Source organism: Synechococcus sp. H60.2, assembly GCF_047462315.1.
GTDB lineage: Bacteria > Cyanobacteriota > Cyanobacteriia > Thermostichales > Thermostichaceae > Thermostichus.
This window is the reverse complement of sequence record NZ_JANSIZ010000004.1, coordinates 1-19,335: the sequence shown is the minus strand read 5'-3', so window position 1 is coordinate 19,335 and position 19,335 is coordinate 1. Positions and strand designations below refer to the sequence as shown.

Sequence of the window (19,335 nt, the reverse complement as noted above, 5' to 3'; positions counted from 1 at the left end):
TATGCTGGCCGATATTATAAGGGGTCATAAAGATCTTTCGGTAAGGTCAGCAAAATCAAGCTGTAGGGATCTGTCAAGATTCTCCTGAGGTGAACCTTGCGAAAGGTAATGACGAAGACTCTAGCTTCTTTGTCCAGTTGTTTTTCATTGCTTGCCCGGCGAGCTGATTGAGAACTTTCCCAGCACAAATCTCATGTTAAACCTTTTTGCCGGCCTGCTCTTTGCCTCGGCTTTCCTCAGCCCGTCAGGAAACGTCATCATCGAGGGAGATGCGGGGGAGTGGGCTTTTGCCGATCGCCAAGTTACTGAGACGGCTACATTGACTGTTCTCATACGGCCCGAGGAAAGCTTGGCCTCTTGGAGAGAAATGCTCTCGGTCATGAACGTTCAGGTACCAAAATCGCCCCGCTTCCTGGCAAACAATATGCGGAATAACCTCCTGGAACACTGTCCCCAAACGACTTGGGAGTTTCACCGGGAGAGCGAAGAAGATGTTCTCTACGAGTTCCGTAGCGCCGGCTGTCGTGGGCAGGCTGCCGGGATCCAAGAGCATGAGATTGGCCGCATCACCCAAGGCCCAGACGGCCCTGTGCGCATTGCCTACGCCGCCAAGCCAGAGATGACACCCGAAATCCGGAGTCGCTGGCTCAACTTGCTGGGCAGCGAGGTGGGGACGGCTCGGGGCTTTCCCATCCAAAACCTTACGGGGGTCGCCCGAAAGCCTTCTTCTCCAGCTCCAGAAGCCCCAACCGCAGAGCGGCAGATCACCCGCTGGCTGCAGGAAGCAACCGATGCCCTGAAGCAGCAGGAAGATTTGCTGGCCGAGCTGGAGCGCCTCGGTCAGGAAGCGCAAGCCGATGCCCGCGCCTACAGCCAGAAGGCCCCAAACGAGGTGGGGACAAGCGTGATCAGCCTGCACCGAGGTCGGGGGGACGGCAGCCCTGGCGAGGCCACAACCGAGTTCAAGACCACCGATACCCTAGTCTGGGCCATTTTGCCGGTGGGCAGCCTCCCTGCCAACGCCCAGGTAGAGATGCTTTGGTACTACGAGGGCGGAGAAGCCGGGGGCGAGCAACTGATCCGCAAGTTTGATTTTCCCTGGGATCCCTTGGCCGACACGGTGCGAGGCTTTCTCAGCTTCAGCCAACCCTACACTGGGCGCTACCGTGTCGAGGTTCAGGTCAACGGCGAGAAGATAGGAGTTGGCCGCTTCACAATTCGGTAGCCTTAGCTTGGCTCCCACTTCCAACTCTTTTCTCTCAGAGGGAGCCCAGCCTCTCTCTTAGAAGGAAGGGGGAGATAAGGCTTACAGAGAACAATTTTTGACTATAAATCCAGGCTTTTCCGGTAGGGCAATGTCCATCGCCATCTGCCTATTTTTCGCGCTGTGAAAACTATTGCGCTGAGAGTGAAAAGATAGCTCGACATCCTCTAGCGAGTTCTGATCACGGGCCTAGCTTTGAGGTTGTAGATAAAGCTGGTGCGGTACTGCAACAACAAATTGCGCAGGTAAAGGGGCAAGTTGCGCTGGTAGAGTAGGCGAGTTCTGCAGTAAATCAGTTTGCGGCGACGGTTGAGCGCCCGGCTACGCTGCTGCAAAGGGGTCTGCAGAGAACGCTGAAGTGCCAGGGATCCAACCGCACAGGCCAGCCTTCGCCGTACCATACCCCACCTCTCGAGCAGCAGTTAGATCATCGATTGATACTCCCACCGCCCAAAGGCAGGGGATTCTTACGCAGTTCAAAAACGAACTCGCAAAGGCACTGTCAAGACGCCTCTAGACAGTTCCTTAAGGCAAAGCCCCCAGGTTCTGCTGACTTTTCTGTTCGCGTCAGCGGTACAGAGTCCTTGCAGGTTGGATGAGACGTTAGTCTTTCCCGGATCCTTGCCACCGGTCGGGTTTTTCACCGTGATTAGGGGCTTGCCTGGGAACAGCACGCCTCGGTGACAACTATACCATTGATGAGCAACTAAAGTTGCTTGCGGGCTTTTCCGCCCCGCACTCAAGTACGGGACTACCAAGCTATCCCTCTGGGTAAATGCGAGCAGCCGCCAGCGGGTCGATGTATTTTGGTATCCTGCAGAGGATTGGCCTGAGGAGCGAGGATCTGCCCAGAAGCTTTCTCCTTTTCCAGATCTTGCAACAGTTGCCGGCGCTTCCCCCAAGGGGCAACAGGTGTAGGCCGCTTGAACACCCAGCCGCCCAGCAATCTTTGCCGGCGGGATCCCCTTGGGGCCTATAGCCTCAGACAAGGCCAGCCAAAAGGGCTGGAGGCCACAGGGGGCCACGCCCGCCGCTATCCTGCCAACGAGTTGTTGGCCGCAGAGGACAGAGAGCTCTTTAGGTTTTAACCAGGTTTTGTCAATGGCAGTCGAGGGACAGCTTCGTTACAATAGGTTACAGCTTAGATTACGATATGTTGATCATCCTTGCCATTGTGATCCTACTGGGGTTCTGGGCGCTGCGCTTGATGGAACAGGCGTTTCAGCGTCAGGAGTTCTCGCGTATGTTGGCAGGAACGCTGGTGGCCGTGGCTGCCGGTGGTGTTTTAACCTGTTACTTCTTGATGAGCGACACTCTACAGATGCTGTTTTCTCTGCAGGCCCAGTCTCCCCACTCACAGGAGCTCCTTTCCGACCTAAGCTGGCTCGATTAAGCCAGTTGTGCTGCCAGCCAGGCTCGAATACTCTGGATCATTCGTTGGTTAGGAGCTAGTAAGTTTTGATAAAACAACTGTGCGAAGGCATCGATGGGACTGAACTCCCCCTCGACCCGGAAAGGATAGCTGAAACCCAACGGGGTTAAGTGATCCCCCTCCAGGCGTTGCCATTCGGTGTAGCCTCCATACCTGCGGCGAAGCTGTTGATAGAGCAGCGGAATATCGTCAATATCATCCTGCTGAAACTCTACAAGCAGGTTGTTTCTAACCGGATACTGCTCCTCGATAAGGCGATTGGTTTCTGCCGGAGAAGGCTCAAACTCCAACCACAGATTCACCGGCGGCGAAGAGGATCCCATCCACATCCGCCACAGATCGCTAAGTTGTTGTTGAGGCCATGCTTGCACCAACACCTGCAACAGCGGCAGCGCCCGCTCCAAGCCGGCATTGCTGTAGGCCAAAAAAATATTTCCGCGCCGCTGGGATCCCAAAGAAGGAAGGGCTAGGCAGGAGAGGATCTGCAGCTTACCGCCAAGGCTGTGGCCCAAGCCAAAGAGGGGCAACCCCATCAAACCTTTGCTCTGCAGGCTTCTATGGAAAGATTGGGCTGCCTTGAAAGCAATTTGAGCGTGATCAATGTCGGTGGTGTAGGCGGTAGCCACAACGGCCATGCCCATGCGGGCCAATTCTTCCAGCAGGCGGCTGTAGAAAAATTGCGGGGCGGATCCTACAAACGCTCCGCCCAGAAAGTGGATCACGGCACGGGGTTGGGGAGGCAGAAGAAACCAAGTCTGTCCATCCGTTTGCCACGTCAATGTCATGGTGCTGCAACCTCACCTGCGATTTGACTGGGATTCCCCACAAAACCCGGTAGCCGACAGGATCCCACTTCATCCTAATAGAGTACTGACAGACTAGTGGCCCGCCCTCCGGGATCCTAGACCCAGCAACCCACTCGGGGTGCGACTGGCCCCAAAGTCGCCAGAACTGCAGCAGCTATCGGGTGAACCCATCACTCGCACCCCCTTCGCAAAAGATTGGGAAGGGCAAACTGGACAAGCCTCCCTGGGAAGCTCCCAAGCCTCAGCGAGGCCCCGTGAAAGTACCATTGGCAATTTCCCTGAGTAAAGCTAGCATAGGCGGCCCTAGATTTTGGCCAAAATACGTGATCCTCACGATGGCTACGTCAAGTATTTCTTGCATCCTGGACTTGTGAGCTAAGATAATAAATTCTCTTTTGAGATCGTGAGGTTGTAATGAGCATTCGCGAGATCGTTAGTGAGGTCTTACAATCCTCGACCCTGACGCTACAGCAGGAGTTGACCATCAACAAAATCCTTTGGGAAAAAGGCTACAGTCTATCTGATTTGGAAGCTCTAGATGAGCTGGTAGAGGCAATTCTTCGTCAGGAAGTGAAAGCCGCTTCAGACTCTTGCAAGGGCCCCAGCGCTGCTTAAGGATGGCGAGGTGAGCTCTTGGCTGAGGCCCATATTGCCTAGGTAATCAACTAATCGTTCGATGGGAGGATTTTTTCGAACAATTGTTGCACCCGACCTTAGTCAGAGTAAGCTTCTAGCCTTTGCAGGATCTCTCGGATTAAACGCTCGTCGGGGTGGCTGAGCTCTGGGTGGAAAGGTGCCTGCTTGAGATAGTGCCTCAGATCCTGACGGGCCTGCTGCCAACGCCCCAACTGGTAGCAGAGCAAGCCTCGATCCCTCAGGTGGGGCAAGGACTCTGGGATCAATAACAAGATGCGCTCCACTGCTGCCAAGGCAAGCTCTAGCTGGGCGCGGCTCAGGTAAATCTGCCTAAGATTGTTGAGCAGCCGCACCAAGATTAGGCGAGGAGGAGTGGGGCGGAGATGATGATCTTGTAGAGGGATCCCGAGCCCATAGATTTGGGCCAGCCGCTCTTGACAGTCTTGCGGAAACAAAATCTGCCCTTGATGAAAGGGATCCACAAAAATCTCCGCGTCTGCAAACAAGGGCCGCACCAAAAAGTGACCGGGCATGCCCACCCCTGCCATGGGAAAATCGATCCGCCGCGCCAGCTCTAGATAGATTAGAGAAAGAGTAATCGGGATACCGGTACGCCGATCGATCACCTCGTTTAAAAAGCTGTTGCGCGGATCGTAATAGTCTTCGCTGTTGCCACGAAAGCCCAGATCTTCAAAGAGATAGTGATTTAAAATCCGGATGACGCGCAGGGGGTAGCGCTCGGGAGGAAGACGCTCTTGCACTTCTGCGGCCATCTCATCCAAAGCGGCCAAATACTCTTCTACATCCAAGTCGGGATAGACTTCCTGAGCAATCCAGAGGGCCGCTCGGCCCAGATCGATGGAATCTGATTGAATTTCCTGGATGAAGCGTTGGCGGGCGGCAGGAATGCTCATGGGAGGCTGGAGTTTTCGGCGACCATCTCGGCTAGAACAGGAGCGTGCAGAAGCTGGTCAACAGCAGCGTCAACGCCGTCAGAAGCAGGCTAAAGCTCCAAAGCCCCACAGCGGCAAGTAGGAGAGTCCCGATGACCCAGATGAGCAGAGCATTCCAGTAGGGTCGGTTAGGGGCCTTGGAGACGTTGATTTTTTGGAAGAAGGGCAGCAGGATAAACGCCACATCCAGCAGCAGCCGCGGCAGCCGCAAGTCCTGGGGCAAGGGCAGATCCCGCACCGCCAGATAGAGCAGCCCCCAGCTCAACAGAAGCGGGATCAGCAACAGATAGTTGGATTCGGCCAGCAGTGGTCGCTCCACCACTAGCGGAAACAAAGGGCTGATCCCCCAGCCCAGATAGAGGTAAAAGTCGAACTTCAACAGCGGCTGCAACAGAGGGGGCAGGCTGAGGCGCTGCAGGTGTTGCTGAATCTTATTCCCCTGAGCTCTGGCTCTCTGGCCCCCAGGTCCGCCTTTTTGAGCGGTTTGCCCGCCTGAGGCCGCCCGCCAGCCGCAGTGGTCGCAGTAGGGAGACTTATATCGATAGGCCGGGATAGGCTTGCCACAGGCGGGGCAGCGTTGGATCGGACGAGGTTGAGAACTGGAGGCCATAACCACCGGTGATGCTCCTGCTCTAGCATGCCCCAATTGCGTTCAGGTGATTCCCAGGGCAAAAGATAACGTGATACAGGCTGCCCCCAGGGCTGCTCCGGCGATCACCTGGACGGGCGTATGGCCCAGCAACTCCCTCAAGTAGGGCTCCTGGAAGCGATCTGCACCCTTCTCCTCAAACCATTCTTCCAGGAGACGGTTCAGCACCCGCGCCTGCTTGCCGGCAGCCTGGCGGATCCCGGCAGCATCATACATCACCACCAAAGCAAAAACCACCGTTGCCGCAAACAGCAGACTGTCCCAACCTTCCTCCAGCCCCACTCCCACGGCCAAAGCCGTCACCAGCGCTGCGTGGGAGCTGGGCATCCCCCCCGTCTCCACCAAAACCCGCAGGTTGAGCTTGCCCGAACGCACATAGGCCAGGATCAGCTTGATGGCCTGGGCCAAGACACTGGCCAGCAGAGCAACCCAGAGGACGTGGTTGGCCATCAACTGCTGCAGCATAGGGCTCTCCGGCACTGGAACACGACCAGGGTCTTTAACAGGGGGACAGGGATCCCATCTGTCTTGTCCTCTTGTCTTAATGCTGACGGCGGGTGATGAAATCCGCCAGGGCCAACAGTGGCTCGGCCCGGGATCCGTAGGGGCGTAACGCCTCCTTGGCCGATTGGATCAGCTCCTCGGCTTTCTGCCGGGAAGCCTCCAGGCCCAACAAGCTGGGGTAGGTGGCTTTGGCGGCAGCTTGATCCTTACCTGCCGTTTTGCCCAGTTGCTCGCTGGTGGCAGTGATATCCAAAATGTCGTCCACAATCTGAAAAGCCAGGCCGATGTCGCGGGCGTAGTGGCCCAGGCGGGCCAGCAGCTCCTCGTCTGCGCCTGCCAGGATCCCTCCTGAAACCACCGAGGCCTCCAGCAGAGCACCCGTCTTGTGCCTGTGGATGTACTCCAAAGTTTCTAGGGAAATGGCTTTGCCCTCCGACTCCAAATCCACCACCTGGCCCCCCACCAAGCCGGTTGCTGCCGCTGCGTGGCCAATACGGGCAATGACTTGCAGCACCAGCTGCGGCGGCACCCCCCGCGTTTGGCTGGCGATATGCTCAAAGGCATAGGCCAGCAGGGCATCTCCTGCCAAAATGGCGATATCCTCGCCGAACACCTTGTGGTTGGTGGGTTTGCCGCGGCGAAAATCGTCGTTGTCCATGGCCGGCAGGTCGTCGTGGATCAACGACATGGTGTGGATCATCTCCAGGGCGCAGGCAGTGGGCAGGGCCTGCTCCACGGAGCCGCCGGCCAACTCACAGGCCGCCAGACAGAGGATCGGCCTCAGGCGTTTTCCCCCCGCCAGCAGGCTGTAGCGCATCGCCTCGTAAATGCGCTCCGGATAGGCGGGAGCCAGAGCTGCAGAAAGCGCCTCTTCCACCTGTTGCTGACGCTGGCTCAGATAGACTTTCAGGTCAAAGGTTTGGGCAACCAAGCGGGGTTTCCTCTCAACTCGGCAATGGGGGGATCCCTGTCGAGTAGTTCTACAACAGGCTTGCAAGCTGACATTATCTCATGTCCACTCTAGGTCGGGATCTGCCTTCCTCAGCCGGTGACAGCAAGTTGCAACCCCTAAGGAAAGTGTCAGGAGGAAGGGCCGCAAGCTTGCGCTAGCCGTCCCCCCAATGTCAGGATGCATTAAGGATCTTCAGCCGGCTTGGTCTTCTTATGTCCCACTCATCTGCTCAGCTTGGCGATGGCGACCGTCTGCTGCGGGCGGCCCGTGGGGAGGTGCTGGATCGTCCTCCGGTTTGGATGATGCGCCAGGCGGGGCGCTACATGGCAGTCTACCGTGAGCTGCAGAGCAAATACACCTTCAAGCAGCGCTGCGAGATCCCGGAGCTGGCGATTGAGATCTCGTTGCAGCCGTTTCGCGCCTTTGCCCCCGACGGTGTCATTATGTTCAGCGACATCCTCACCCCCCTTGAGGGCATGGGGATCCCCTTTGAGCTGGTGGAGCAGCAGGGGCCGATCATCGACCCGCCAATCCGCTCCCAGGCCCAAATCGACCAAATCCGTCTCTTAGAGCCGGAAGAAAGCCTGCCCTTTATCAAGGCCATACTCAGCACCTTGCGCCGCGAGGTGGAAGGGAAGGCAACGCTGCTGGGCTTTGTCGGCTCCCCTTGGACCTTGGCCTGCTACGCCGTAGAGGGCCGCAGCTCCAAAGACTATGCCCATATCAAGAGCCTGGCCTTCACTCAGCCGCAGATGTTGCATCAGTTGCTGAGCAAGCTGGCGGATAGCATTGCCCGCTACGTGATCTACCAGATCGAGTGCGGTGCCCAGGTGGTGCAGTTGTTTGACACCTGGGCCGGCCAGCTCAGCCCCGGCGATTACGAAGCTTGGGCCTTGCCCTACCAAAAGCAAATTGTGGATCAGGTGAAAGCTCGGTATCCGCAGGTGCCGCTCATTCTCTACATCAACGGCAGCGCCGCTTTGTTGGAGCGGGTGGGCAAAGCTGGCATCGATGTCTTCAGCCTCGATTGGATGAGTGACATGGCCGAGGCCAGGGCCCGCCTGGGATCCCTGGCGGTGCAGGGCAATCTCGACCCGATGGTGTTGCTGGGATCCCCGGAATTCATCCGGCAGCGCACCCTGGAGGTGATTCAAAAGGCGGGACCCCGCGGCCACATCATGAACCTGGGCCACGGCGTGCACCACACCACTCCGGAGGCCAATGTCCATCACTTTTTCGAGACGGTGCGCCAATCGGCAGAGCTGCTCAAAGCTCTCTAGCCGTATAGAAAAACCCCTTGACTCTAGGAGTAGGGTTTGCCTTAAGAGCCAGGGATCCCCGGTGTACATCAGCGTCATCATCCCCACCTACAACCGCCGTCCCATCTTGCAGAAATGTCTGCAGGCTTTGGCCCAGCAGCAGCCTGGCCCCTACGACGGCTACGAGGTGGTGGTGGTGGACGACGGCTCCACCGACGGCACGGTGGAATGGCTGCAGAGCCAGCCGCCAGATTTGCCGCCGATAAAGCTTTTGTGCCAAGAACACCGCGGCCCTGCTGCCGCCCGCAACCTGGGGTTTCGCCATGCCCAGGGATCCATCATTGTTTTTATCGACAGCGACCTGGTGGTGGTGGATCATTTCTTGGCCGCTCATGCCCAGATGCTGCGGCGACACGGCGTCAAGGGGGATCCCAGTTCGCTCCAGGAAGCCAAGGTCTTCACCTATGGGCGGGTGATCAACACCTGCAATTTCCAGGATCCCTGCTCCGAGCCCTTCAAGCCCACCGATTTTTCGGCAGCCTTCTTTGCCACCGGCAATGTGGCCATCGCCCGCCATTGGCTGGAGCGGGCTTGTGAAACCCCTGCCGGCCCCTTTGACGAGCGGTTTCACCTCTACGGCTGGGAAGACCTGGAGCTGGGGGTGCGGCTGAAGCACCTGGGCCTGCGCCTGGTCAAGTGCCCCCAGGCCACCGGCTACCACTGGCATCCGCCCTTCGAGCTAGCGCAAATCCCAGCCCTCATCGAGCGGGAGCGGCAGCGGGGCCGCATGGGCATCCTCTTTTACCAAAAGCACCCCACTTGGGCCGTGCGCCTGATGATCCAACTGACGCCTCTGCATCAATGCCTATGGGGCCTGCTGTCGCTGGGGGGCTGGCTGAACGAGAAGCGGCTAGAGCCGCTGCTGCGCTGGTTGATCCGGCAAGGCCGCTCGCAGTTGGCCTTGGAGCTGTGTCGGGTTTGCTTCCTCAACTGGTACAACGTCCAGGCGGTTTACGAGAGCTACAGAGCAATGAAAGCCCGAAATAGCGGGATCCACCTGTCCTGAGCGCTCACCAGCGTCGGATAGGTCAGCCGGCCATAGTCCTTGCCGGGGATCAACGGCCTTCCGGGATCCGGGTCAGCAGGGCCAAGGGGCTCCCAAACGGCGCCGGCCCCCTTGACGATGGCCCACACCGCCGCCACATCCCAGATCTTGGGTGAGCGTTCTACTGCTCCCAAAAGGCTGCCGCTGGCCACCGCCAGCAGGTTGTAGGCAGCGCCCCCCAACATCCGCGCTTTGCAGGGAAATCGCGGGCTAATCCAGTGGCTGCTGCGGGAGCAAAAATTAAACAGTTGGTTGGGGCCGGGTGGGGCGGTGCTGGGGTGGATGGGCTGAGGAAGAACGGGATCCCGGTCGTGGCGGATGAGAAAAGCTCCTGCCGGCGCATCGCCCGCAAACTGAGGCCAGTAGCCGTAAAAAGTCTGGCGGATGGGCGGCAGATGCACACAGCCAAACACGGGCACGCCCCAGTGCAACAGCGCCAGCGAGCTGCCCCAGATGGGGAGCCCGCGGGCAAAATTGGTGGTGCCATCCAAGGGATCCACCACCCAGCACCACTCTTTCTCCGGGAAAATGTGGTTGGACTCCTCGCTCAGGTAGCCGTGAGCCGGATAGGCCGCGGCAATTGCCTTTTGAAAGGTGTCATCTGCCCATTTGTCAGAAGCGGTTACCAAGCTGCCGTCCGCTTTTTCTGTAGAGGAGGCCTGGCCAAAGTCTGCCAAGAGCTGCGATCCGACCTTTGCCGTGGCCTGCAAGGCAAACTCGGTAACCTCCAGCCAGAAGGGGGAAGGAGAGGCGGTTTCACAAAGAGCACCCATGCCCCAATCCTAGCGGGATCCCCAGCTTTTGGGGCGAAAAAGGTTGGCAATGGTAGCGGATCCCTCACCAACAGGTCTTGCGCCCTCAAGCTGACTAGAATCATTTAGGTAAGTCCTCTCCTCGGCTGGCCGTCCTCCTCCATGAACCAGCGCCTCATTGGACAACTGATCGGCAACCGCTACCGACTGACCCACCACATCAGCGAGGGTGGCTATGGCAATGTGTTCGAGGCGGTGGATACCCAGTTGAATGACGAGCCGGTGGCCGTCAAGTTGTTGCGCCCGCCGCCGCCAGACATGGAGCCGGAGTATTACCAGCAACTGCAGCAGCGCTTCCTGGACGAGGCCAGGGTCAGCGCTCTGTTGGGCGAGCACCCCAACATTGTGCAGGTGCGCTCCTATGGCCTCTACCAAAACCAGCCCTACCTGGTGATGGAGTACCTGAATGCCCAACCCTACACCGGCCAGGGGTTGGACTATGTGTTGGCACGGGAAGGCCCCTTGCGCCCAGAGCGGGTGGTGAACTTGGCATTGCAAATTTGCTCGGCCCTGCACCACGCCCACAACTTTCACATGGATCTGGGCAAACACTCGATTCGAGGGGTCATCCACCGCGATATCAAGCCCAGCAACATCTTTGTGCAAAAAGGGCCCGACGGCAAGGAACGGGTCAAGATCCTGGACTTCGGCATTTCCAAGCTCATGGGAGAGACCTCCCGTGGCCTGACACAAACCGGGTATTTTTTGGGCACGATGGTCTATGCTTCCCCAGAGCAGATGCGGGGAGAGAAGCTGGATGCCCGCTCCGACATCTATTCGCTGGGGGTGGTGCTGTACGAGCTGTTAACCGGTGCCCTGCCCTTTGAGCCGGAGACTGATACCCTGCAGGGCTGGTACCACGTCCACAACTTCCAACAGCCCCGCCCCTTTCAAGACCATCCGCTGCCCCACCCCATCCCTGAGGCTCTGGAAAGGGTGGTGCTGCGTTGCTTGGAGAAAGACCCTGCCCTTCGCCCAGCCACCATGGAGGAGCTGGCCCAGCAGCTCCGAGCCGTCTATGGGGATCAGATCCCGCCTCCCGCCTCCTCGGCTCCTCCTCAACAGGTTTCTCTTCAGCGGATCCCTGCGGGGTTTGGCCAGCAGGTTACCCAGCAGGCGGCTGCGTCGGAAGCTGAGGCGGAAAAGCTCCAGCGGGCGGTGCATTTGATCGAGGCAGGCGAATACAAAATGGCCGTCCACCTGCTCAACGAGCTGATCCAGAGCGCCCCCAACGAAGCCCGCTACTATCTGTACCGCGGCCTGGCCCACCAGCGGCAGGGCCATTGGGGCCTTGCCCAGATGGACTATCAAGGAGTGCTGCGGCTGGAGCCGGGCAACCCCTCGGCAGAACAGGGCCTGCGCGAGGTTGAACAGCAGGTCGGCCAGGAACAGGTTAGCCCCCACCCGAAGCCCACCCTCCCCACCTCAGGCAAGCCCCGCCAGAGCAAAGGATTGGCCCTGGTCTGGCTCCTGGCCAATTGGGCGGCGGCTGGGATTGGCTATCTGGGGCTGGGGGCGGCAGCTCCCCTCCTAGCTGCTTTGGGTTCGCTCCAAGGAGCGGTGGCTGGGGCCAGCCTTGGCTTGGGAATGGGGCTACTCCAGTGGGCGGTATTGCGACGGCAGGTTTCTTGGCGGTGGGTGGCGGCCACGCTACTGGCCACGGCTTTGGGCTGGGTGGCAGCAGACACCCTGGCCCCTCAGGTGGGGGTGGCAACCTTCGCTTTCGATCCCAGGGATCCCTGGCCACAGAACGCCTTGCAAGCGATGGCCAGCCCGCTGCGTGGCTTGCTGGTGGGGCTTGGCGTCGGTGGATTGCAAGGGATCCTCCTGTCCCGGCACGGGAAAGTCGCCTGGGCCTGGGTCTTGGCGGCAGGGGTAGAAGGGGGAGGGGCAGCTCTGCTCATCCATTGGCTGCTGGCCGGCTCTGCCTTGAGCCCTTGGCTGCTGCTCCTTGCCGGGCTGCTGGTCCACACCCGTCCCCTCAGCGCCCTGGTGCTTTCCAACCTCAATTGGCGCCGCATCCCTGCCGTTCAAAATTGACCACAGACCAAACAACAGGCCGCCTAACCCCCATCCCACACCACCTCAGCTCCCCTCAAAACTTACCTGACCAGGGATCCCCTGCAGCCATTAAGAGCAAGAAGGCCCTCTCGCGAGAGCCTTCTTGAGGATACTATTGCGCCGTTTTACCGTGGTTTTCGACCTGGAAAAGCCAGTGTAGGACATCGGGGATGACTATCGATAGTTTCCAAATCGAGTTTGGCTTACTGCTCTCACATCCACACCCGTCCTAATTGTCGAAGGGTATCGATCGCAAAAACGTAACGGCAGTCACCAACGCCTCAGAATCCTTAGCCCATCATACCGCATCTGCGGGCCGTGCTTGTCAAGTGCTCATCAGGGATTTGCCAAGGACGGGACCGGCATTTGCTTGCTTGGCTTTGCAGGAGCCCTTTTGTCCTTCGGCTAGGATAGGAAGGCAGCCCGACTTTTTGCCGGCCATGCTCGACTCTCTGTTGGACAATATTTACGGCGCTTGGTTTCTGCCGGAGCGCACCTTCCGCTCGCTGCGGCAACAGCCTGTTCTCTGGCAAGCTTTTGGGGTGGTGGCGCTGCTCAACATTCTCGAGGCTGTGCGTCGCTTTGGGGTAAACCTGCCGAGCATGGTGCTGGCGCTACTGGCAGGCTCCCTGGGATGGGTAAGCCTGGCGGCTTTGCTGCAGGCGCTGGCCTTTTGTTTTGGGCGGGCTGCCCCTTCTTTTGCAGCGCTCCTCTGCCTGACGGGCTTTGCTAGCTTGCCCTGGCTGCTGCTGGGACCTGCCCAATCCCTAGGCGGGGTGGCCGGATCCCTGCTCGGGTTAGGGGCGCTGTTGTGGTTTGTGGTTTGGCAGGTGCGGGCGGCAGCAGTGGCGCTGGATCTGGAGTGGTGGCGACTGGCGGGCCTGATCCCGTTGGCCTTCCTGGGCGGGCTCCTGTCCTTGAACTGGTTGAGCAGCGCCGTTGTGGCTTTGGCTTCTCTGGGCTGAAAGGCAATTGCAAAATTAGGAAGAAGCAGCCCGCCCGGCTAGCTGGGCACTCGCTGCAGGTGCGGCTTTTCCTCTGGCAGAATCGCACCTTCCACAGGGCAAACCTGAAGACAGATGCCACAGTCAATGCAGGTGGCAAAGTCGATCCAAAAGTAGTCGGTGCCTTTGGCATTTTTGCCGTCCCCAGGGTGAATGCAGGCGACGGGGCAGGCCTCCACACAGTCGGCAACGCCTTCACAAATATCGGTGACGATGGTATGGGGCATGGATCCCTCTCACTAAATCGAGTCAACCTCAACACCTTCCCATCCGCTTGACCCAGAGTCTGTTGGATCGTTGGCAGTGGGCGGCAGAGGGCTTCGTCATTTTAGCTTAATCGGCGGGAAGCCCCACACTGTATGGGTGAATTGTGTTGACTCAAGAGCCAATCAGTGTCGGGATGAAAGCCGTTTGTGCTTCAATTGAGGGGATTAAGTTCAATCTCCGGAGAGTTTCCCGCCGTGGGTTGCACGGTGCCAGCACGCCAAGACCTCTGTACCAACAAGTTTGTGAAGCGTGAAGCCCGTACTCTTGTGTTGACTCAACGAAGATGAGTGTCGGGAGTCGTTCACGCGAAAATGGATCCCTCTGAGAGCGACTACAAGCCCCCACCCAAGTTCGGCCCCTCTCCCAGGGAGAGAGGAAGTAGGGGCTAGGGCAAGGAGCAGTTTCGCCGCCGTTTGGAATAGTGGCTGTGCAACTGATGTCCCATCGAGCCCGGCAGCGGCTGTGGGGAATGCTGGCTTGGAGAATGCAGAGCGCTGGCCCCAGAACCTGCAGCTAGCTCTCTTCTTGAGATTGCCACCAACGGCTGAGGGGCCAATAGAGAACGGGGGCCCACAGGCTGCTTAGAATAGCCGACGTGAGAGCATTGCGCTGATGGTTCCACCAGATGCTCTCCAGAGAACGTGGACCATTGCCGCCAATAGCACCGGCAGCGGGCGAGGAGTTCGCCAACCCATCTAGCCAATTTACCATTTCCGCTGGCTCGAGGCCAGCGGATCCCTGAGAGGCCGTCAACCACATCCATTGCAGTGCCATCAGCGTCTCGGCAATCACCACCATGCCGAAGACGATCAAAGCCACAGAGATGAAGTCCTCTTGCATGTAGCGCTGTTTCTGCAACTTGGCCGTGAGGATCCCGACCACTGCCAACCCCAGAGCATGGGTAGGATAAGGGCTGGTCAGGGCATCCTGCAGAAAACCCAATGTAATCCCGGCAACAGCCCCCTGCCAAGCCTTGCGCCGCACGCTCCAGCACACCACCCAGATCAGGGGCCAGTCGGGGGTTAAGCCCGCCAGCTCCAAGCCTGGCCCCCGCCACCAAGGGGCCACCACCGCCAACAGCCCCGACAAGGCGGTGACCAGCCAATTGAGGCGAGACTTAAGGTTGAGAAGCAGAAGGTTGAGCATAGCGGTAAATCAAGGCCCACTCCAAGAGGCCCAGGGGCGCCGACAGTTCAACAGTGGCTTGTGGGGCAGGGCTGGCATCCAGGTTGATGGCTCGAATCGTTCCCACCACAACTCCCGCCGGGTAGAAGCTGCTTAGGCCCGAAGTTACCACCACATCCCCCACTTCCACTTTGGGATCCTTATCGAAAAAATCCAAGATGGCATTCTGGGTGCCGGTGCCCCGCAAGATGCCCATGTGCCGGCTGCGGCTGAGCATCACCCCGACACGGCTGGTGGGATCGCTGATCAGCAGCACGCGGCTGGTGTTGGGGGTTACCGCCTCAACCCGCCCGACCAATCCTCCTGGTGCCATGACCACATCTCCTACCCTGACCCCATGTCGGCTGCCACGGCTGAGGGTGAGCTGTTGCCACCAGTGATCGGCGCTGCGGCCCACCACTGCCGCCGGGATCCTCGCCTGGGGCATCTGCTCGGTAAACTGCAGCAGTTGCTTTAGCTCGCGATTTTGACGCTGCAGCTCGGCCACCAGGGCCTGCAGCTCGCGGGTGGCGGCCTGGCTAAGTACGGCGTCAGGGTTCACAGGTGGGCGGATGGGTGCGGTGAGCCAACTGTACAGTTCCACCAGCAGGGATCCCTGAGTCTGGCGCAAAGCCCACGCCCCTCCTATCGTCGAAGCAGACAGGAGCAGCCCCAAACCATGGCGCCTCCACCACTGGTGTAGCCGATTCAATCAGCACCCCTTTGAACCACTCGACTCACACCTGCCCTTGGGATTCTAAGATCCTTAGGGAAGCGCATAGAGAAACGCTTCTAGCCTTTGAAGCTGCCGCTCAGGACTCGACCCAAGGTCTTGAAGTCCTCCAAAACCCGTCCTGTACCAAGCACCACACAACTGAGGGGATCCGGGGCAATGTGAACCAGGATCCCGGTCTCGTGGCTGATCAGGGCGTCTAGCCCCTTGAGCAACGCCCCCCCTCCCGCCAACATAATGCCGCGGTCAATAATGTCTGCCGCCAATTCCGGCGGCGTGCGCTCCAGGGTGCGCTTGATGGCCTCCACAATGACCGAGAGCGGCTCGGCCATGCTCTCACGGATCTCAGTGCTCTTCACCGTAACGGTACGGGGCAAACCCGAGAGCAGGTGGAGGCCACGCACTTCCATGGTCAGCTCCTCTTGAATTGGGTAGGCAGAGCCGATTTGAATTTTAATCTCTTCGGCAGTGCGCTCCCCGATGGTGAGGTTGTGAACTTTTTTCATGTACTGGATAATGGCCTCGCTCAGCTCGTCTCCTGCCACCCGCACCGACTCGCTGAGGACGATCCCTTGCAAGCTGAGGACGGCCACCTCGGTGGTGCCGCCGCCGATGTCGATGATCATGTTCCCGGTGGGCTCTTGCACCGGCAGCCCCGCTCCGATTGCTGCCGCCACCGGCTCATCCACCAAATATACCTCCCGCGAGCCAGCTTGCAGGGCCGCTTCCATCACCGCCCGTCGCTCCACGCCAGTCACCCCACTCGGGATCCCGATAACGATGCGCGGGGCGATCAAGTAACGACCTCCATGCACCCGCTGGATGAAGTGCTTCAGCATCATCTCCGCCGTGTCGAAGTCGGCGATCACCCCATCGCGCAGAGGGCGCACAGCCACGATGTTGCCAGGGGTACGGCCCAACATTTTTTTGGCATCTTCCCCCACGGCCAGCGGTTGTTTGGTGTTTTGGTCGATGGCGACAACAGAGGGCTCCTGTAGGACAATGCCGCGGCCAGCCACATAGACTAGGGTGTTGGCCGTGCCCAGATCGATGCCCATGTCACGGGAAAATCGGCTGAATAGCCCCACGGTAGGTTGCTCCAGTTTTTACTTCGTGAAGAGCAGCAAGTCTCGGTACCTACTATAATCCAATCCTGGGAGAGAATCTCCCCCGCCACGGGGATCCCTTTCCGAGTGGCGCAGTTAGGGCTGGCCATCAGCGGAAGTTGGGATTAAAATGGGTAGCTTCCTTTTTCCGGTTGCGATGCAGATTGTTGCAGCTTTGCTGAGCTTGGCCACCCCCAATTTGCCCCGTTTGTTGCACTTTTACCAGACCCTCTTGGGGATCCCGCCCCAAGTTCAGCTCTCCAGGGAGGGAGAGCCAGTGTATGTGGAGTTTCGCCTGCCTGGCCTGCGACTGGGCCTCTACCGCAGTCTCCATCCAGAGTTTGCCGCCCAGGCGGGGGCAGTAAGTCTTTGCCTGCAGGTGCAGGATCTGGCGGCATGCCTCGGATCCCTAGCGGCGGTGTTGGCGGAGCACCAGATCCCCGTTTCGCCCTTGCGGCAGGCCTTTCACGGCCAGGAGGTGGACTTCCAGGATCCCGATGGCAATCGCATTGTATTGCACCAACCTTCCGCGGCCTTCTGGCAGGCGATGACCTGGGAGGGCACTTGCAACTGAACCAAGACCCCTAAGTCTCAGGGGAGACTCTTTCGAACCTTTCCGAGCAAAAGTTGTGCCAGGTGCGTGTTGGGAAAAGTCCCCTATGGTTGAGTTGAGAAGAGTTGAAGCTCGGGGGCTAGGTATGGGTGCGGTGTCCCCGTCGAGGCTAACCAGGTCATGAAAAAACCTCTGGGCGTCTGTCCGTGTTTCGACCCCAGAGGCTTCTTCTCTTCACTCCTCACCAGTCTTGAGCGTACACGCCGCCTGAAAGGTTGTCAAGCATTTTCCCAGTGGGGTTGGCGGGTGGGAAACCGCACCAGAGTAGCGCTGCCGTAGAGGATCATCTGTTGAGGCTGTAGGCACACCCGATCTACCCGCAGCTCGCTCCCTTGCAGGGCTAGCCGATCCAAATCCAGGAGCGCATTCAGGTGATCCACCAAGGCTTGGCTCAGGGTCCGCCCCTCCTCTGTGTCGCCTTCACACAGGGGATCGGCAAAGCAAATGCGGCGGCGTTCTAGCACCTGAATGCGAGCGGAAAAGCCCACCTGCAAGGGCTTTGCTCCCCCTGACTGAACCTTGGCCTGCAATTGCAGCCGCTGCTCTGGGGTGATGTGAACCTCGACCTGATGAAACGACAGAGGCTTGCCTTCCTGCCCCACCTGGGCCAGCTTGCTCAGCACAAAAGGGGTGTTGAAAGATTGCGCCAGATCCGCTTCGCTCAGCACCACCCGCATTGTGGCCTGCACCGGCTGCCGCAGCTTGATCCGCCCCTGCCAGATTTGGCTGAAATCGATGGTCACAGCATTGCAAAACAGCTCCAAAAGCGAAAGCCGCAGGCCGTTGTACATCTGCAGGTGCTGGCCCCGCAGCTCAAAGCTGTCGATGCGTCCCTGCAACAGCTTGGCAATGGGCTCTGCCCGCACGCGCGCCTCCAACCGCTCTGCATGCTTAAAGAGAGCGCGAATGGCTGCGCTCACCCCCCGGCTAACCCAGTCGACGGCCATAGGATTCTCAAGGAGCAGTTCTGGCAGGAGTCCTGTGGTCATAGGGCAAGGTGGAGAGCGCCTACAGGGATCATAACTAACCATTAAGAAAAGTTACAGCTCCTACCGAGGGAGAGCTGCTCTCTCAAGGGTATGGGCGTCCCTCTTGCATGGCCGAGCGGGCCACGGCTGCGATCCCCTGGTCGGTGGCGCGGGGCAGATGAAAGTAGCGTCCGCCCGCCAGCTCGGCCAGCTCGGCGCCAAAGCCAGTGGTTACAAAGCGGCTCTGCGAGTCGATTAAGAGCAGCTTCAACCCCAGGGCGCGGATACGCAGGGCGATCTCCCGCAGCTCCTGCTTCAGGTCAATGGGATCGCCTTCGCTGCGTCCCAGAGAGCGGCTGAGGGGGATGTTAGCTCGGCCATCGGTAAGGGCCACCAGCATGACTTGACCCACGTCGCCACTGGCGCGAGCGTTCACCCCCAGGCGCACCGCTTGGGTGAGAGCATGGGCCAGGGGGGATCCGCCGCCACAGGGCAGGGATTCCAGGCGGCGGCGGGCCAGCTCGATGGAGCGGGTGGGGGGCAGCAACACTTCGGCAGCCTCGCCGCGAAAGGCAATCAGGGCAACCTTGTCGCGGTTTTGGTAGGCCTCGGTCAGTAGGCGCAGAGCCGCGCCTTTGGCCGCCTGCATGCGGTTAAGAGCCATGGAGCCAGAGGCATCCACCACGAAGATCACCAAGGCTCCAGCTTTGCGGGCCAGCTTCTTGGCGCGGATGTCGCCAGGCTCGACGATGACGGCCCGCCCCGGCTGCCGCAGGCGGCGACTTTTCTGATAGGGGGCGGCAGCCCGCAGGGTAGCGTCAACGGCGATGCGGGGGTTGGCTCCCTGGGGCAGGATGGGCTTGACGTAGCGGCCCCGGTCGGTGCTAAACACCAAGCTGCGGGATCCCGTTTTTCCCTGTTGGTTTAGCGCTTGGGCAAAGGCCAAGAGGCGCGGGTCGAGGGCCACTTGTTCGGGATCGAAGAAAAACTCCTGGGGCAGGCTGAGATTTTCCGGCTGGGGTTCCGTCTCTTCTCTGTCTTCTCCCC

General features: G+C 59.3%; 21 protein-coding genes. 8 read left to right on the top strand and 13 right to left on the bottom strand.

Annotated features, from left to right (window positions below; translation table 11 throughout):
* Positions 1 to 193: 193 nt before the first annotated feature.
* Positions 194 to 1,225, top strand: a complete 1,032-nt coding sequence (locus NW845_RS01120) for a hypothetical protein (protein WP_414376409.1) — start codon at positions 194 to 196, stop codon at positions 1,223 to 1,225.
* A gap of 206 nt (positions 1,226 to 1,431) precedes the next feature.
* Here NW845_RS01120 and NW845_RS01115 read toward each other — a convergent pair whose 3' ends face one another.
* Entirely contained in the window at positions 1,432 to 1,665 is a 234-nt protein-coding gene (locus NW845_RS01115) for a hypothetical protein (RefSeq protein ID WP_414376407.1), read from the bottom strand.
* 752 nt (positions 1,666 to 2,417) lie between these two features.
* Here NW845_RS01115 and NW845_RS01110 point away from each other — a divergent pair.
* The gene (locus NW845_RS01110; protein WP_414370466.1) at positions 2,418 to 2,657 is read left to right on the top strand and encodes a hypothetical protein; all 240 of its coding nucleotides are present in this window, start codon (positions 2,418 to 2,420) and stop codon (positions 2,655 to 2,657) included.
* On the opposite strand, the gene NW845_RS01105 is transcribed toward NW845_RS01110, so the two are convergent.
* Positions 2,654 to 3,481 carry a DUF1350 family protein gene (locus NW845_RS01105; protein WP_414365748.1) on the bottom strand — a complete coding sequence of 276 codons (828 nt, stop codon included), beginning with the start codon at positions 3,479 to 3,481 and terminating at the stop codon, positions 2,654 to 2,656. The genes NW845_RS01110 and NW845_RS01105 overlap by 4 nt on opposite strands.
* Positions 3,482 to 3,916: 435 nt before the next feature.
* Here NW845_RS01105 and NW845_RS01100 point away from each other — a divergent pair, with 435 nt between their 5' ends.
* A complete protein-coding gene (locus NW845_RS01100; RefSeq protein WP_414365749.1) occupies positions 3,917 to 4,117 on the top strand; it encodes a hypothetical protein in 201 nt (66 codons plus the stop codon).
* A gap of 98 nt (positions 4,118 to 4,215) precedes the next feature.
* On the opposite strand, the gene NW845_RS01095 is transcribed toward NW845_RS01100, so the two are convergent.
* From NW845_RS01095 to crtE, 4 genes are all read right to left on the bottom strand, one after another.
* On the bottom strand, positions 4,216 to 5,052 hold the full coding sequence (locus tag NW845_RS01095; RefSeq protein WP_414376405.1) for a SirB1 family protein: 837 nt from the start codon (positions 5,050 to 5,052) through the stop codon (positions 4,216 to 4,218).
* A gap of 31 nt (positions 5,053 to 5,083) precedes the next feature.
* A complete protein-coding gene (locus NW845_RS01090) occupies positions 5,084 to 5,701 on the bottom strand; it encodes a hypothetical protein (RefSeq protein WP_414376403.1) in 618 nt (205 codons plus the stop codon).
* A gap of 42 nt (positions 5,702 to 5,743) precedes the next feature.
* Positions 5,744 to 6,205, bottom strand: a complete 462-nt coding sequence (locus NW845_RS01085; protein ID WP_414365752.1) for a divergent PAP2 family protein — start codon at positions 6,203 to 6,205, stop codon at positions 5,744 to 5,746.
* 76 nt (positions 6,206 to 6,281) lie between these two features.
* Positions 6,282 to 7,175 carry a geranylgeranyl diphosphate synthase CrtE gene (crtE, locus tag NW845_RS01080; RefSeq protein WP_414376401.1) on the bottom strand — a complete coding sequence of 298 codons (894 nt, stop codon included), beginning with the start codon at positions 7,173 to 7,175 and terminating at the stop codon, positions 6,282 to 6,284.
* Positions 7,176 to 7,408: 233 nt separating this feature from the next.
* Here crtE and hemE point away from each other — a divergent pair, with 233 nt between their 5' ends.
* The gene (gene hemE / locus NW845_RS01075) at positions 7,409 to 8,476 is read left to right on the top strand and encodes a uroporphyrinogen decarboxylase (protein ID WP_414376399.1); all 1,068 of its coding nucleotides are present in this window, start codon (positions 7,409 to 7,411) and stop codon (positions 8,474 to 8,476) included.
* Positions 8,477 to 8,537: 61 nt separating this feature from the next.
* Complete coding sequence (locus tag NW845_RS01070) at positions 8,538 to 9,521, top strand: glycosyltransferase family 2 protein (RefSeq protein ID WP_414338203.1); 984 nt, start codon at positions 8,538 to 8,540, stop codon at positions 9,519 to 9,521.
* Here NW845_RS01070 and NW845_RS01065 read toward each other — a convergent pair.
* A complete protein-coding gene (locus NW845_RS01065) occupies positions 9,476 to 10,333 on the bottom strand; it encodes an inositol monophosphatase family protein (protein WP_414376396.1) in 858 nt (285 codons plus the stop codon). The genes NW845_RS01070 and NW845_RS01065 overlap by 46 nt on opposite strands.
* Before the next feature lie 141 nt (positions 10,334 to 10,474).
* Between NW845_RS01065 and NW845_RS01060 the strand changes: the two genes are divergently transcribed.
* Complete coding sequence (locus NW845_RS01060) at positions 10,475 to 12,412, top strand: protein kinase domain-containing protein (RefSeq protein ID WP_414376393.1); 1,938 nt, start codon at positions 10,475 to 10,477, stop codon at positions 12,410 to 12,412.
* A 461-nt stretch (positions 12,413 to 12,873) separates the two neighbouring features.
* Positions 12,874 to 13,398, top strand: coding sequence for a YIP1 family protein (locus NW845_RS01055; RefSeq protein WP_414365757.1), 525 nt, complete (start codon positions 12,874 to 12,876; stop codon positions 13,396 to 13,398).
* A 38-nt stretch (positions 13,399 to 13,436) separates the two neighbouring features.
* Here the strand turns inward: NW845_RS01055 and NW845_RS01050 are convergent, their stop codons facing one another.
* From NW845_RS01050 to NW845_RS01035, 4 genes are all read right to left on the bottom strand, one after another.
* Positions 13,437 to 13,664: an indolepyruvate ferredoxin oxidoreductase subunit alpha gene (locus NW845_RS01050; protein WP_414365758.1), complete on the bottom strand. Its 228-nt coding sequence runs from the start codon at positions 13,662 to 13,664 to the stop codon at positions 13,437 to 13,439.
* A gap of 553 nt (positions 13,665 to 14,217) precedes the next feature.
* Positions 14,218 to 14,850: a rod shape-determining protein MreD gene (gene mreD / locus NW845_RS01045; RefSeq protein WP_414376391.1), complete on the bottom strand. Its 633-nt coding sequence runs from the start codon at positions 14,848 to 14,850 to the stop codon at positions 14,218 to 14,220.
* Positions 14,822 to 15,544, bottom strand: coding sequence for a rod shape-determining protein MreC (mreC, locus tag NW845_RS01040; RefSeq protein ID WP_414376388.1), 723 nt, complete (start codon positions 15,542 to 15,544; stop codon positions 14,822 to 14,824). Before mreC ends, mreD begins: the two co-directional genes overlap by 29 nt.
* Before the next feature lie 116 nt (positions 15,545 to 15,660).
* A complete protein-coding gene (locus NW845_RS01035; protein ID WP_414365819.1) occupies positions 15,661 to 16,689 on the bottom strand; it encodes a rod shape-determining protein in 1,029 nt (342 codons plus the stop codon).
* A gap of 175 nt (positions 16,690 to 16,864) precedes the next feature.
* Here NW845_RS01035 and NW845_RS01030 point away from each other — a divergent pair, with 175 nt between their 5' ends.
* Positions 16,865 to 17,281 (top strand): VOC family protein, encoded by a 417-nt coding sequence (locus NW845_RS01030; protein WP_414365820.1) that lies wholly within the window; start codon positions 16,865 to 16,867, stop codon positions 17,279 to 17,281.
* Between the two features lie 257 nt (positions 17,282 to 17,538).
* Here NW845_RS01030 and NW845_RS01025 read toward each other — a convergent pair whose 3' ends face one another.
* Both NW845_RS01025 and NW845_RS01020 read right to left on the bottom strand, forming a co-directional pair.
* Complete coding sequence (locus tag NW845_RS01025) at positions 17,539 to 18,267, bottom strand: DUF2993 domain-containing protein (protein WP_414376385.1); 729 nt, start codon at positions 18,265 to 18,267, stop codon at positions 17,539 to 17,541.
* Positions 18,268 to 18,391: 124 nt separating this feature from the next.
* Positions 18,392 to 19,335: VWA domain-containing protein (locus NW845_RS01020; protein ID WP_414376383.1), on the bottom strand; the 944-nt coding region annotated here is incomplete at its 5' end.